This window comes from Streptomyces sp. NPDC001903 (assembly GCF_042891345.1).
Lineage (GTDB): Bacteria > Actinomycetota > Actinomycetes > Streptomycetales > Streptomycetaceae > Streptomyces.
On sequence record NZ_JBIASZ010000001.1, the window covers coordinates 363,427 to 377,005 of the forward strand.

12 protein-coding genes are annotated in these 13,579 nt (G+C 75.0%); 8 read left to right on the top strand and 4 right to left on the bottom strand.

The genetic code is table 11. The annotated features are described in order from the left end of the window. The first annotated feature begins 6 nt into the window (after positions 1 to 6). From ACFYZS_RS01695 to fxsT, 5 genes are all read left to right on the top strand, one after another. Complete coding sequence (locus ACFYZS_RS01695) at positions 7 to 3,243, top strand: SAV_2336 N-terminal domain-related protein (protein WP_389005690.1); 3,237 nt, start codon at positions 7 to 9, stop codon at positions 3,241 to 3,243. A gap of 60 nt (positions 3,244 to 3,303) precedes the next feature. After that, positions 3,304 to 3,501, top strand: a complete 198-nt coding sequence (gene fxsA / locus ACFYZS_RS01700; RefSeq protein WP_389005692.1) for an FxSxx-COOH cyclophane-containing RiPP peptide — start codon at positions 3,304 to 3,306, stop codon at positions 3,499 to 3,501. A 139-nt stretch (positions 3,502 to 3,640) separates the two neighbouring features. Next, entirely contained in the window at positions 3,641 to 4,951 is a 1,311-nt protein-coding gene (locus tag ACFYZS_RS01705; protein ID WP_389005694.1) for an FxsB family cyclophane-forming radical SAM/SPASM peptide maturase, read from the top strand. Next, positions 4,948 to 6,204 carry an HEXXH motif domain-containing protein gene (locus ACFYZS_RS01710; protein WP_389005696.1) on the top strand — a complete coding sequence of 419 codons (1,257 nt, stop codon included), beginning with the start codon at positions 4,948 to 4,950 and terminating at the stop codon, positions 6,202 to 6,204. The genes ACFYZS_RS01705 and ACFYZS_RS01710 overlap by 4 nt, the downstream gene beginning before the upstream one ends. A gap of 63 nt (positions 6,205 to 6,267) precedes the next feature. Further along, positions 6,268 to 9,276 carry an FxSxx-COOH system tetratricopeptide repeat protein gene (gene fxsT, locus ACFYZS_RS01715; RefSeq protein WP_389005698.1) on the top strand — a complete coding sequence of 1,003 codons (3,009 nt, stop codon included), beginning with the start codon at positions 6,268 to 6,270 and terminating at the stop codon, positions 9,274 to 9,276. 11 nt (positions 9,277 to 9,287) lie between these two features. On the opposite strand, the gene ACFYZS_RS01720 is transcribed toward fxsT, so the two are convergent. The 3 genes from ACFYZS_RS01720 to ACFYZS_RS01730 are packed head-to-tail and all read right to left on the bottom strand — an operon-like array spanning position 9,288 to position 10,155. Beyond that, positions 9,288 to 9,605, bottom strand: coding sequence for a CPCC family cysteine-rich protein (locus tag ACFYZS_RS01720; RefSeq protein ID WP_389006282.1), 318 nt, complete (start codon positions 9,603 to 9,605; stop codon positions 9,288 to 9,290). Continuing rightward, entirely contained in the window at positions 9,602 to 9,976 is a 375-nt protein-coding gene (locus ACFYZS_RS01725; RefSeq protein WP_389006315.1) for a hypothetical protein, read from the bottom strand. The genes ACFYZS_RS01720 and ACFYZS_RS01725 overlap by 4 nt, the downstream gene beginning before the upstream one ends. Then, positions 9,958 to 10,155 (bottom strand): hypothetical protein, encoded by a 198-nt coding sequence (locus ACFYZS_RS01730; protein WP_389005700.1) that lies wholly within the window; start codon positions 10,153 to 10,155, stop codon positions 9,958 to 9,960. The genes ACFYZS_RS01725 and ACFYZS_RS01730 overlap by 19 nt, the downstream gene beginning before the upstream one ends. A gap of 213 nt (positions 10,156 to 10,368) precedes the next feature. Here ACFYZS_RS01730 and ACFYZS_RS01735 point away from each other — a divergent pair, with 213 nt between their 5' ends. From ACFYZS_RS01735 to ACFYZS_RS01745, 3 genes are all read left to right on the top strand, one after another. Next, positions 10,369 to 11,613, top strand: a complete 1,245-nt coding sequence (locus ACFYZS_RS01735; protein WP_389006284.1) for a helix-turn-helix domain-containing protein — start codon at positions 10,369 to 10,371, stop codon at positions 11,611 to 11,613. A 93-nt stretch (positions 11,614 to 11,706) separates the two neighbouring features. Then, entirely contained in the window at positions 11,707 to 11,928 is a 222-nt protein-coding gene (locus tag ACFYZS_RS01740) for a hypothetical protein (RefSeq protein ID WP_389005702.1), read from the top strand. A gap of 411 nt (positions 11,929 to 12,339) precedes the next feature. Continuing rightward, entirely contained in the window at positions 12,340 to 13,110 is a 771-nt protein-coding gene (locus ACFYZS_RS01745; RefSeq protein WP_389005704.1) for a hypothetical protein, read from the top strand. A gap of 34 nt (positions 13,111 to 13,144) precedes the next feature. Here ACFYZS_RS01745 and ACFYZS_RS01750 read toward each other — a convergent pair whose 3' ends face one another. Beyond that, positions 13,145 to 13,513 (bottom strand): hypothetical protein, encoded by a 369-nt coding sequence (locus ACFYZS_RS01750; RefSeq protein ID WP_389005706.1) that lies wholly within the window; start codon positions 13,511 to 13,513, stop codon positions 13,145 to 13,147. Positions 13,514 to 13,579 lie beyond the last annotated feature (66 nt).

A 13,579-nucleotide genomic window follows, 5' to 3' on the forward strand; every position in this document is an offset into this window, starting at 1 on the left:
GCGCCCGTGCACCCCGAGCGGCCGGCCCTCCCCGCGTCCACCGACGCACCCCCTGACACGCCTCCCGGGGCCTGCCCCGCCCCGGCGCCCGTCCCCGCGGCCCTGCGCGACCTCGCCGGGCTGCTGCGCGCCGCCGGGCTCGACCCCACCGCGGAGGAGCTCGCCGACGCGCTCTGGCTGGCCGGGCGGATCGGCCGTCCCGGCCCCGCCACCCCCGGCCGGGACCGCCCGGCCCCGCCCCGGCGGGCGCGCACCGCCGGCGGGGCGGCCCCGGCCGAGGAGGAGCCCGTACGGCCCGAGCCCGAGCCGGAGGACCCGGTCCGGCTCTACGCCTCCCGGGTGCTGGGGACCCTCGCGGAGGAGGCGGCCGAGTTCCCGGGCGGCGCCGGAGTGCCCGTACGGGTTCCCGGCGCGGCCGCGCTGCCCCGGATCCTGGAGATCCAGCGGGCCCTGCGGGTCCTCCAGCGGCACCGCCCGCCCGGCCCGCCCACCCGCCTGGTCCTCGACGAGCCGGCCACCGCCGAGGCCAGCGCCCGCGCCCTCGGGCTGGTCATCCCCGTACTGCGGCCCGAGAGCCGGCGCGAGGCGACCGTACGGCTCGTCATGGACGCCTCCCCGTCGATGGCCGTCTGGCACGACATGTTCGAGGAACTGCGGTCCGTGTGCGAGCGGCTCGGCGCCTTCCGCGACGTACAGGTGCACTACCTCCACCGGCTCGGCGACGGCCGGGCCGCCGTCGGGCGCGGACCCGGCCCCGGCACCCGGCTGCGCTCCGGGGACCAGCTGCGCGACCCCACCGGGCGGGCGCTGACCATGGTCGTCTCCGACTGCGCCGGCCCGCTCTGGCGCGAGGGCGAGGCCCAGCGGCTGCTGCACCGCTGGGCCGAGTGCACCCCCTGCGTCGTCGTCCAGCCGCTGCCGCAGCGGCTGTGGAGCCGCAGCTGGCTGCCGACGGAGCGGGGCGCCCTGACCCGCGCCGAGGGCGGCTCCGGGAAGCTGCGCTTCCGCCCCGACCGGCCGCTGCGCCACGGGCGGCACACCGGCGGGCTCACCGTCCCCGTCCTGCCGCCCAGCGCCATCGCGCTCGGCTCCTGGGCCCGCCTCGTGGCAGGGCTGGGCACCGGACCCGTCCCCGCCGAGGTGGGCCGGGTGCTCGCCGACCACCCCGCCGCGCCCCTGCCGCCGCCGCGCGCCGTCCGCCCGCCGCGCGAGCTGGTGCGCCGCTTCCGCGCCTCCGCCTCGCCGCGCGCCGTCCAGCTCGCCGTGTACCTGTCGGCGGCGCCGCTGACCCTGCCCGTGATGGCGCTCGTCCAGCGCACGATGCTGCCGGACTCGGAGCCCTCGGACCTGGCGGAGGTGCTGCTCAGCGGGCTGCTGCGGCGCGGCCAGGCCGCCGGGCAGTGGTACGAGTTCGTGCCCGGCGTCCAGGACGTGCTGCTCGGGCCGCTCGGCCGGGACGAGGCCGCGCTCGTGCTCAAGCACTGCTCCGAGTACGTGCTCGCGCACTTCGGGCGGGGCGTACGGAACTTCCCCGCCCTGGCCGTCTCCCAGCTCACCGGCGCTCCACTGGTCGAGGAGGGCGGCGAGGAACGGGTCCCCGCCGGGCGGCTCCCGCAGGCCTTCGCCGAGGTCTCGGCCCGCGTCGTACGGCGCTACCTGCCCGGGCCGCCCGCCGAGGAAGGGGGCGTCCCCGAGCCGGTCGTCCCCCCGCCCGGGCGGGCCTGGGCGGTGCGCACCGCCCGCGACCGGCTCGCCGCGCACGACCGCCAGGGCGGCGAGGGCGGCCCGCGCGGACTGTACGAGGCACTCGCCGTACTGCGCCGGGCCGTCGCCGTCCCCGCCGGGCCCGGGGATCCGCCCGGCGAGGCGGAGTGCGAGCTGGCCGCCGTCCTGCTGCGGCTGTGGGCCGGGCAGCGGGACCCCGAACTGCTCGCCGAGGCCGAGCGGACGGTGGCCGGCCTCGGCACTCCGCAGGCCCGGGCCGTACTCGGCCGGATCCTGTACGAGCGGGCCCTGGCGGCCGAACCGGACCCCGAGCTGCTGGCCGCGGCGGAACGGGAGTTCGCGGCCGTCGGCGGCGACCCCGACCCGGGGCTGGACCCGGGGCTGCGCCTGGACTGCGTGGTCCGGCGGGCCCAGACCCTGGTCCGGCTCGGCGAGCTCCGCGAGGACACGGGCGCGCTGCGCGAGGCGCGCTCCGCGCTGGAGGCGGTGACCGGGGCCCCCGCCTGGGACCCGGCGGTGCGGCCCGCCCTCGGCCGGGTCCTGCTCGCCCTGCTGCCGCGCACCCCCGACCCGGCGGAGCGCACCGCGCTGGCCGGTCAGGCCGCCGAGCACCTGGCGGCCGGACTGGCCGCCGACCCCGCGGCCGAGCCCGCGGCAGCGGCGGCCGCCGGGGTACGGGTGGAACTGGCGACGGCCCTGCGGTACCTGCCGGGGCGGCTGGAGGAGGCGGCCGGCCAGCTGGACCTGGCCCTGGCCGAGGCCACCGGCGATCCGGAGCTGCGGCTGTCCGCCCTGGTCTGCCTGGCGCGGGTGCACCGGGCCCGCTCCGCGCGGGACGCCGACCCGGCGGCCCTGGAGGACGCGGCCGAGGCGTACGGCCGGGCCCGCCGGCTGATCCCGCGCGACGCGGAGGCGTACGGGGAGCTGCTGCCCGAATGGGGCGACGTCCTGCTGGACCGGGCGCGGGCCGCCGACGGGCGGCGGTTCACCTCGGCGGCCGTACGGGTGCTGCGCGACAGCCGGGCGGCGGTCCCGCAGTCCGACCCGCGCTCCGCCCGGCGCCTGGTGCGGCTCGCGGAGGGGCTGCGGCTGCGGCACGCGTACGAAGGGGACGTGGTGGATCTGCGGGAGGCGGAGTACCTGCTGGAACTGGCCGTGCGGCAGAGCCGCGGCCCGCTGGAGCAGGCCCGCGCCTGGCGCGAGCACGGCGACGTCCAGCAGGAGATCCACGCGCACACCCGGGCGCCGGACCGGCTCGACCGGGCGGCGGACTCCTACCGGCGGGCCTGGCGCTCCGCGGTGGCCGCGGACCGCGAGGAACGGCGGGACGTGGCGGTGGAACTGGGGGCACGGGTCCAGGAGTTGCGCGGGGAGGTGCTGGAGCGGCTGGCGCGGCCGCGGGCGGCGCTGGACGCGTACCGCTCCGCGTTGGAGCTGTGGACCCGGCTGGGGGACTCGGCCGCGGACCGGCGGGAGGCCCTGGGATCCCGGGTCCGCACCCTGGAGGCGGGGCTGTGACCCCGGGAACCGGGTAGTGGACCATCGGACATCACGACTCAACGGGGGGACGGGCAGCCCATGGTGACTCGGCGGCAGGAAGTGGAAACGGCGGGCGGCTCCGCCTGTCCGGGGCAGTTGCCGGACCTCTCCGGCTTCGATCTGGCAGCGCTGCGCGGGATCGACCACCCCGTGCTGGCCCGGGTCATCGAGGGCATGGTGGAGCGGGTCACCCACCCCGCCGAGGTCCTCAACGCCTTCGACTCGGGCGTCGCCTGACCGCGGCGCCGGGCGGCGGCCCCTCACGCACCGCAGTCCCAAGGCCACGCAGCGCACCCACAGTTGTCCCGTTTCCGCCGTTAGCCGGTGCCGTCCGCCGGGCAGGGATGGACCGTCCGCGGCGCGGGAGGTACAGGCGATGAGTCAGACCGGCACGAGCGACGCCGTGCTGCCCTCCTTACGGAACCACCTGGTCCACGCGCCCTGGCCGTACGCCCGGCTCGACGTGCCCGCGCTCCGCGCGGCGGGCCACTGGCCGCACCCGGTGCGGCAGTTCGTGCTCAAGACCCGCAGCCGCTGCAATCTCGCCTGCACCTACTGCTACGTGTACGAGATGGCCGACCAGGGCTGGCGCGGCCAGCCCGCCGCCATGTCCCCGGCCACCGTCGCCCGCACCGCCGCCCGCATCGCCGAACACGCCGCCGCCCACGAGCTGGCCCGCGTCGACCTCGTCCTGCACGGCGGCGAACCCCTGCTCACCGCCCCCGCCGAACTGGCCGCCCCCGTCGACGCCGTACGGGCCGCCCTCGCCCGGACCTCGCCGCGGACCCGGGTCACCGCCACCGTCCAGACCAACGGCACCCTGCTCACCCGGGGGCGGCTCGGCGCGCTCGCCGCCGCCGGGATCCGCGTCGGCGTCAGCCTCGACGGCGGCCTGCCCGCGCACAACGCCCGCCGCGTGGACCGCACCGGCCGCCCGGGGTTCGGCGCCGCCGCCCGGGGCCTGCGCCTGCTCGCCCGGCATCCCGAGAGCTACGCCGGGGTGCTGTGCGTCGTCGACACCGCCCAGGACCCGGTGGAGACGTACGAGTCCCTGCTGGCCTTCGCCCCGCCGGTCATCGGGCTGCTGCTGCCGCTGGCCAACTGGAACACCCCGCCACCCGGCCACGACCCGCCCCGCACCCCGTACGCCGACTGGCTCGTCGCCGTCTTCGAGCGCTGGTGGCACGAGGCGGAGCTGCGGACCCGGATCCGGATCTTCGAGGAGATCATCGCCCTGCTGCTCGGACTGCCCGCCGCCACCGAGACCCTCGGCCTCGCCCCCGCCGCCACCGCCGTGATCGAGACCGACGGAGGCATCGAGCAGGCCGACTCGCTGAAATCCGCCTACGAGGGCGCCGCCGCCACCGGAATGACCGTGGAGAGCCACGGTTTCGACGCCTTCCTCGACCACCCCGGGCTCGCCGCCCGCCAGCTGGGGCGGGAGGCGCTCGCCGACGGCTGCCGCGCCTGCGAGCTCGTCGAGGTCTGCGGCGGCGGCCACTACCCGCACCGCTACCGCGCCCGCGAGGGCTTCCGCCGGCCCTCCGTCTACTGCGCCGACCTCCAGGTCCTCATCCGCCACATCGCCTCGGCCCTCCACACGGCCACCGCCCGGGCCGCCGACCAGGGCGGCGTCCCGCCCGGCCCGTCCGCCGGCCAGGCGTCCCGGCAGGCGGCCGCCTCGTGAGCGGGCCCCTGACCGGGTTCACCGTCACCCCGGCCACCCTGGGCGCCCTCGCCTCCACCGAGCCCTCCGCCGACGGCACCCGCCTGGTCCGCGACATCCGCCGCTCCAAGCGGCTCGTCCTGCTGCGCGGGGTCCTGGACGCCGCCCCCGGCGGCCGGGCCGGGGAGGCCGCCGACCACTGGGCCCTGCTGGAGGAGGCCGAGCGGCACGACCCCGAGGCCGTGCGCGACGTACTGCACTACCCGGCCACCGGGGTCTGGGCCGAGGAGACCCTGCGCCGGCTGCACGCCCCGTACGGGCCCCCGGCCGACCTCGGCCACCTCGGCGCCCTCGCCGTCGCCGCGGCCCTGCGCTCCAAGATCGCCTTCAAGGCCACGCTCCGGCCCGTCCACGGCCGGCTGGTCCTGCCCACCCTCGGAGTGCTGCGCCCCGCCCGGCCCGGCCCCCTCGCCCTCACCGAAGGCTGCTGGGACCCCGACGACCCCGCGGCCCTCGTCCTGCACTCCCTGCCCGGCGGCCGCACCGCCCTGGACGACCTCGACCCGTACCGGGCCCCCGGGCCCGCCCACCCGGGGCCCGTCCGCCCCGCCCGGCGGCTCACCCCCAAGGGCCACAAGCGCTGGGACACCCAGTGGTCCGGGGCGCTCACCCTGCTCGACCGCTACGACACCGCCCGCGCCGAGGAGATCGGCCTGCTGCTGCGCTCGGTCGTCCCGCTGGGCGGCGGTACCCGCTCCAGCGGGGCCACCCTGCCCGCGGCCGCCGGCTCCGTCCTCGCCCGTACGCAGGCCCCGCCCGCGCTGGCCGCCACCCTCGTCCACGAGGTCCAGCACGGCAAGCTGACCGCCCTCGCCGACGTCCTGACCCTGCACACCGCCGACCGCACCCCCCGGCACTGGGCCCCCTGGCGCGCCGACCCCCGCCCGCTGGAGGGGCTCCTGCACGGCGCGTACGCCCACCTGGCCCTGGCCGGCTACTGGCAGCGGGCCGCCCTCTACGGCGCGCGCGGCGCCTGGGCCCAGCACGCCCGGATCCGCGCCCAGGTCGCCGCCGTCCTCCCCGTGCTCCACGGGCATCCGCAACTGACCCCCGCAGGACGGGAGTTCACCGCCGCCATGGGCGTCGCCGAACGGGCCATGGACGACCTGCCGCCGCCCGGGGACCAGCACGCCGCGGCCCGCCGCGCCGTCGACCGGGAGCGCCGCGCCTGGTGCGCGCTCCACCCCGAACTCGCCCCGTTCGCAGAGGGCTGACGGGCCGTCCGCTGCGGTACCTTTCAAGCCCGTCCACCGCCCGGATGCCAGGGAGACGGCCGCATGACCACCGGACTTCGGCAGGACCGAGACCGAGACGCAGCCGCGCAGCCGCAGCGCTTCGTCATCAGCTTCGCCGGGTTCAACCGGCCCTGGGCCGTGTGGATCGCCCACCGCCTGGAGGAGCACGGCCACCGGGTCGCCCTGGCACGCTGGGACCCGCAGTCCACCCCCGGTCTCGCCCCGGCCCTCGACGACCTGGCCCGCAGCGGCAGCCGGGTGCTGCTCATCCTCAGCGAGCGCTACTTCTCCGCGGGCACCCACACCGACGAGGAGTGGAACACCGCCCTGCGCACCGTCACCGACAACCACCCCGACCGGTTCGCGGCCGTCTGCCTCACCGACGCGCCGCTGCCCAGCGCCGTGGCGGTGCTGGAGAAGACCGACCTGTGGGGCCTGGACGCGTACGAGGCGGAGTACCGGGTGCTGCGCCGCCTCGAGCTGCCCACCGACCGGATCGGCGCCGAGACCGGCCGCCGCGGCCCGCGCTTCCCCAACGACCCGCCCGAGATCTGGGGCCGCATCCCGCGCCGCAACCCGCGCTTCACCGGCCGCAACGACGTCATCGGCCGGCTGCGGGCCGCCCTCGCCGACGCCCCGCCCGGCGCCTCGACCGTCACCCTGCTCGGGCTGTCCGGGGTGGGCAAGACGCAGGTCGCCACGGAGTACGCGTACCGCTTCGCCTCCGAGTACGACGTGGTGTGGTGGGTCCCCGCCGAGGACCGGCCCACCCTGCGCGAGCGGCTCGCCGACCTGGCCCCGGCGATGGGGCTGCCGCGCGGCGCGGGCAGCTACGGCGAGCAGATCCGGGCCGTCCTGGAGGCGCTGCGGCGCGGATCCCCGTACAGCCGCTGGCTGGTGGTCTTCGACGGCTGCGACAACCCCGACGACCTCACCGACCTGCTGCCCTCGGGCGCCGGCGACGTCATCATCACCTCGCGCAACCGCGAATGGGCCTCCCGGCACACCAGCCTCCTCGAAGTCCCGCTGTACGCGCGGCCCGAGTCGATCACCTTCATCCGCCGCCGCGCCCGCCGGCTCACCGGCGAGGAGGCCGACCAGCTCGCCGAGGCCCTGGAGGACTACCCCCTCGCCCTCGACCAGACCGCCGGCTGGCTCGCCGACTCCCCGCTGACGGTGGGCGACTACCTGGCGCTGCTCCAGCGCAGACTGGACTCCCGGGAGGCCGTCACCGTCTCCGACGACTACCCGCTGCCCTTCCCGACGGCGCTGGCGATACTGCTGAACAACGTCCGGGAGAACTTCCCCGACGCGCTCGCCCTGCTGCGGCTGTTCGTGTTCTTCGCACCCGGGCCGGTGCCGCTGCGGCTGCTGCGCGAATTCCCCGCCGACGACGTGCCCGAGCAGCTCGCCGGGCTGATCAACGACCAGATCCGGTGGAACGCCGCGCTCAACAAGCTCGTGCAGTTCTCCGTCGTCCGCCTCGAATACTCCGACCTGTCGGTGGAGGAGGGCGGCGGCGGGCTGGAGACCGTGCAACTGCACCGGATGGTGCACGGGATCGTCCGCGAGAACCTCTCCGAGGAGGAGGCAGAACCGCTCTCGCGCGCCGTCCGGCAGGTCCTCGCGGCCGCCGACCCGGGCCGCCCCTCCGACTCCCGGCTCTGGCCGCGGTACGCCGAGCTGATCCCGCACCTTGAGAGCTCAGGAGTCCTGACCAGCAGCAACCCGCGGATCCAGACCTTCCTGCTGCACTGCCTGCGCTACCTGATCCTCGCCGGGGAGTACCGCACCTGCCTGCGGCTCGCCGAACAGACCGACGCCGTGTGGCGCGCGGCGCTCGGCGACGACCACGACCAGGTCCGCGAGCTCAGCTACCACTACGGCGGCGCCCTGCGCATGCTCGGGCACTTCAAGCGCGCCGAGACCCTCGCCAAGTCGGTCGCCGACCGGCTGCTGGCCGAGCGCGGCGACCGGGACCTGGAGACCCTGCGCGCCACCAGCACGTACGCCGGGGTGCTGCTCAGCACGGCCAAGTTCGACCAGGCCCGCGAACTGCTGGAGCACGCCTTCGCCCGCTACCGCGAACTGCTGGGCGAGGACGACTCCACCACCCTGAACGCCGAGAACAACGTCGCCGTCGCGCTGCGGCTGCTGGGCCGCTACCAGGAGGCGTACGACGCCGACCTCGACACCCTGCGCCGGCGCGAGCGGGTGCTGCGCGTACGGCACATCGCCACCCTCTCCTCCGGCATCGGCTGCGCGATGGGGCTGCGGCTGATGGGCCGCTACCGGGAGGCCCTGGCCCGGCAGGAGCAGGGCCTCAAGCTCAACACCCAGGTCCTCGGCCTCAACCACCCCCAGACCCTGCGCGCCGAGCACAACCTCGGCATGTGCCTGCGCCGCTCCGGGGACATCCCGGGCGCGGGGGCCCGCCTGCGCAGCGTCCTGGAACGCTCCACCCGGGTCTTCGGCGCCGAGTTCCCCTGGACCCTGATGGTCGCCTCGGACTACGCCACGTACCTGCGGGAGTACGGGGACATCGGCGAGGCCCGCCGGATCTCGGAGGAGGTCGTCCGGGGCTACCAGACGCAGCTGGGGCTGGCCCACCCGTACAGCATCGGCACGGTCGGCAACCTCGGCCTGGTCCTGCGCGCCCAGGGCGAACGGGTCGAGGCCCTCAACCTGGCGGAGCAGGCCCTGGTCGGCATGCGCGGCGCGGTCGGGGACCGCCACCCGTGGACCCTGGGCTGCGCGCTGAACGCCACGGGCCACCGCAACATCACGGGCCACTTCGAGGACGCGGTGTCCCTGAGCCGCGAAACCCTCCGGAACTGCGAACAGGTCCTGGGCCCTGACCACCCGATGACCCTGAGCGCCCAGATCGCCCTGGCGGCCGACCTCCGCTCGGTCCGCGAGGACACGGAGGCCCAGAAACACGAGGACGCCGGCCTCAAGGCCCTGACCCGCACCCTGGGCCCCCAACACGTCCACACGGTCTCGGCCCGCCAACAGAACCGCCCGTACTGGGACTTCGAACCCCAGCCGTAGGCGGCGGGCGATCAGCCCCCTCGATGCTGGTCGGCCCCTTCCGCCTCCGGAGCCGCAACCTCCTCGGGGCGCGGGGGCCTGACCCGGTCGATCCGCCGGCGCTCACTGGCACCGAACGCCCGGTGGTTCTCCCGGGCCTCCCGCAGCGTGACGTGGTTCGGGCCGCCTACGTACCGGTCGGGATCACGGTAGTCCCCGCCGTCGTCCTGCCATCCGCAGACGGGGCAGATCTCATGATTCCCCGGCACGCCGACGGTGAGGTTCGCGCAGACGATGCAGGGAAATGCACGCGCGCTCGTCGCCCCGCGCTCCTGACGGCCGGCAGTCAGTGGGACTCGACCACCACGGCCGCGGGCGCGGGCGCTTGCGGCCGTCCCGTCGGCTTCGGCTCGGACAGCGCCCCGGCGAGGACGAGCCCGAGGCCCACCAGGTGGAAGGGCAAGGTCATGGCCGTCAGCACGTGCCCGGCCATGAAGCTGCCGACGGACTGCATGAGCGGTTCCAGGGCCACGGTCAGGCCGAGCGTGGACACGATCGGCGCGGGCAGCATGACCAGGCACCCCACCATGGCGAGCCGGGCGTTGCGGCCTCGTCGCCGGATCGCCATGGCCGCGACGACGGCTCCCGCCAGGGGAGCGAGGACCTCGATGGTGGTGAGGAGCAGACCGACGAGGCCGGCGGCTATCTGATCGTCGTGCAAGGGACTCCATCCGGGATCGTGCGCACGGGAACGCCGTGCGGCGAGAAGATACCCGCCCCGCCACGACCTGCACAAAGCAATACCTGCCGCACCGGCCGCCAGACCTTCTCGCCGAGGACGCCCTTCAGCTTCGCGATGACCGAGGCGATCAGCGAGGCCCGCCACGACTGCTCGGCCACGCACTCGGGGGCAAGCGTGCTTGAGTGTGCCCGCCCCGAAGAGGAAGCGCCCACTGCGGACAGGTCGTCAGCCACTGTCTCACGCCTCGACGCTTTCCCAGCGCTGTCTCGACCTCAGGACCAGGCTGCATTTCGTGCGCTGTCGATCACGCAGAACCGGCCCTGCCCCCTACCCTGTCAGTGTCGAGCTGCAAGGAGAGGGGCAAGGCCGCCATGTCACCTGATGCTACTCCTGACCCGTACACGGACCCGTTGGTCTTCGGGCAAAGAATGCAGATCCTCCGCCAGCGCCGTGGCCTCACCCGTGAGCAACTCGGTGGCCTGCTCGCACGATCCGGGTCATGGGTCAAAGCCATCGAGACCGGCCGTCTGCGGACCCCGCACCTGCCCGTCGTCCTCCGCATCGCGGAGGTGTTGCGCGTCCGGGAACTGTCCGACCTCACGGGCGACCAGTCCATGCAGGTCAGCCTGTTCACGGGCCCCGGGCACCCACGCTTCGCCGCGGTCCGCGAGGCACTCAACACGCTTCAGCTCGGTGACAGTCGGGAAGCACCGCCGGCTGCGCACCTGACCGCCCGCCTCGCCCGCGCGTGGTCGGCCCGGCACTCGGCGCCCAATCACCGCGACGTCGTGGGGGCCCTGCTGCCGGATCTGGTCCGCGATGCGCAGTCCGCAGTCCGACAGGCGGAGACCGTGGCTGACCGCAAGGCGGCTCAAGCGCGGCTGGCGGAGGTTTACTTCCTCGCGCAGTTCTTCTGCGCCTACCAGCCGGACGCACCGCTGGTATGGCGGGTGGCGGAGCGCGGCATGATGGCTGCGCAGGACTCAGAGGATCCGCATGCGATCGGCCTCGCCGCGTGGCTCACCACGCAGGCCCACCGGGAGAGCGCGCACCTCGACGCGGCCGACGCCGTCACCCTGGAGACCCTCCGATACCTGGAGCCCCTCCTCCCCGACGCCGGAACGGACGTCCGCGCGGTTGCCGGGGCCCTCACCGTCGAGGCAGGACTGACGGCCGCGCGCCGCGGGGAGACCGGCTCCGCCTGGCGGTACTGGGACGAAGCCCGGGCCCTGGCCGAGTCCCTGCCCCGCGGGTACTTCCACCCCGTGACAAGCTTCTCGCATGCCGTCATCGGCGCGCACGCGGTCACCGTCGCAGTCGAGCTGCGCGCCGGGGGGGAGTCGGTACGCCAAGCCGCCCGGGCGGAGTCGGAGGCGATCCCGTCGCGGCCGCGGCGAGCCCGGCACCGGATCGAGCAGGCCCGGGCGTACCACCTCGACGCGCAGCCGGACGTGGCCCTGGCGACGCTGGCGCAAGCTCATGAAGCAGCGCCGGAGACCGTGCAGTACAACGGGTACGCGAAGCGGATCGTTCTTGAGGAGGCCGAGTCGAAGAGCCCTGCACGTCGTCAGCGAGCGTCCGAACTTGTCGCCCGACTTGGGCTGCTGACGGCCTGAAGGAAGGGGCACACACTGTGCCTCTGCCGATGCCGGACCGCCCCTACCGTCGTCACACCACCCGATGACGATGGTAGGGAGTGAGAGCCCGTGATGCATGAAGCAGTACCCCGGCCCTTCGAGGAGGTCCCGCACGCGCTGCTCCACCAGCGGGTGCGGGACATCGCGTCCGGCGTCGAAGGGGAGCTCATGGCGGTGGTCCGGGAGGACGTCTCCGACACCCCTGCCCGCGAGCGCTGGGTGCAGCTGGCCTATGTCCGGGGGCCGTCAGGCCGGGAGATTTCCACCTCCGTCGCCAATATCGAGGCCGTGTAGTGGAGATCGCAGATCTGTTCCCCCGCCTGCCGGTCCCTCCGGGCTCCTGCGCGGAGTGCGCCGCCCACGTCGCAGCCCGCTTCCAGGCCCACGTGGACCGTGACCGCTCACGCGTCAGCGACATGAACGTCCTGATCATGCGACACCACCCCGAACTCCGCGCCCGCAGAGCGGATACGCAGTCCCTCAGTACGACTCGGCCACCGCAGCCGCAGCCGCAGCCGATCGCGGCAGCGCCAGCTGCCTCGGCTCGGAACGGGCCCCGGCGAGGGTGACTCCGGAGCCAAGCCGACACCACTCGTGATCACGGCCCGGCCCGGGAACTGGTTGCCTCCTCCGCCCGTCATGTAGACGGGGGTTGGGAGATCCGGCTTCCTGTGCGCTCTTCACCACCGAGGTCCGAGGAGATCCATGGTCGACACCGTCAACTCACTGGCCGCCCGTGTTCACGAACTGCTGGTGGAGGTCATGACCCATGGTCCCGCCGCGGTGGGCACCGCGGGCTTCCATGACGTCGTCGTGCGCGCCGCGGCGCTCGGGCCCGACGGTGCCTGGCTCGTCGCCGCGGGTCACGCGAACCTCGGCGTCCTGGCCGTCCTGCGCGGAGAGGCGGACCAGGGGATCTGCCACTTCGACGCCGCCGTGGCGGCCGGATACAACGACTGCGTGGCGCTCCACGTCGGCCCCATACGTCCGCTGCACGGGGATCCCCGTTTCCAGGCCCTGTACCAGCGGATGCGCATCACCCAGGCCGACCTCGACGAGTTCCTCTGGCTGCACCGGGAGATGCAGCTCATGGTGCAGGACGCCCAGACCGCGGCCGTCGACAACATCGGCCGCCTCGACACCGGGGTGTCGCCGCTCCCGCAGGCCCCCATGCCGACCCGGGAACCGGACACCCCCGGCGTCCTGACCGCCCGCATCGACCTCGCCGCGGTCCAGACTGCGCTCCAACGGGCCGCCCTGAAAGCGGAGTTCCAGCGCAGCTCCGGCAATACCAGCCTCAGTCTCATCGACGACTCGTGGGAGTACGACCGTGCCAGGCGCGATGCCTGGCACGCCGACGGGCTGGATTCCCGGCGCCGGCGGGCCGCCGAGGCCCGGGCTTTCGTCGAACGGCCCGGCGCCGGCAGCGTGCTCGCCCCCTGCCCGCCGCTGGGCTCGATCACCTACCCGGCCTGAGGGGGGACCGCACCCGCACGGTGGCGGCGGGCGCTCAGGCCCGGGTCAGGCAGCCTTCTTCGAGGCCGCCCAGAACGAAGCCGTTCTCGAAGCGCACCCTGTACCTGATCTGGGCGCCGGCTCCGGCGGCGAGTCCTCCCTGCCGGATGATCCGCTGACGGAGGTCGTCGATCACGCCGGCCGTGAAGCCGTCGAACTGGGCGCCGCGTACGCTGCGTTCGAACTCCGCGAGCCCCTCCTGAGCCAGGCCGCCGCCGGCTTCCGCTGCCGAGCCCGTGACGATGCCCGCCAGTCCCTCGGCCAGGCACAGCGGACCGGGGAAGCCGGTCCTGGCCGCCGTGCCCTCTGCGGTGAGCTGCACGTCCCTGGTCAGCTTCACCTTCGCGCCGGTCTCGTACGGCATGGGTGTGCCCCCCCTCGCTCGATCTTGGCCATGACCATGGCAAGCGTAGTCGGGATGCCGGGAAGG

What these genes read in the sequence shown, in the direction of transcription:
- fxsA (WP_389005692.1), top strand. Translation starts at nt 3,304, where the DNA reads ATGGTGACTCGGCGGCAGGAAGTGGAAACGGCGGGCGGCTCCGCCTGT.
- ACFYZS_RS01745 (WP_389005704.1), top strand. Translation starts at nt 12,340, where the DNA reads ATGGTCGACACCGTCAACTCACTGGCCGCCCGTGTTCACGAACTGCTG.
- ACFYZS_RS01705 (WP_389005694.1), top strand. Translation starts at nt 3,641, where the DNA reads ATGAGTCAGACCGGCACGAGCGACGCCGTGCTGCCCTCCTTACGGAAC.
- ACFYZS_RS01735 (WP_389006284.1), top strand. Translation starts at nt 10,369, where the DNA reads ATGTCACCTGATGCTACTCCTGACCCGTACACGGACCCGTTGGTCTTC.
- ACFYZS_RS01740 (WP_389005702.1), top strand. Translation starts at nt 11,707, where the DNA reads ATGCATGAAGCAGTACCCCGGCCCTTCGAGGAGGTCCCGCACGCGCTG.
- ACFYZS_RS01750 (WP_389005706.1), bottom strand. Translation starts at nt 13,513, where the DNA reads ATGCCGTACGAGACCGGCGCGAAGGTGAAGCTGACCAGGGACGTGCAG.
- fxsT (WP_389005698.1), top strand. Translation starts at nt 6,268, where the DNA reads ATGACCACCGGACTTCGGCAGGACCGAGACCGAGACGCAGCCGCGCAG.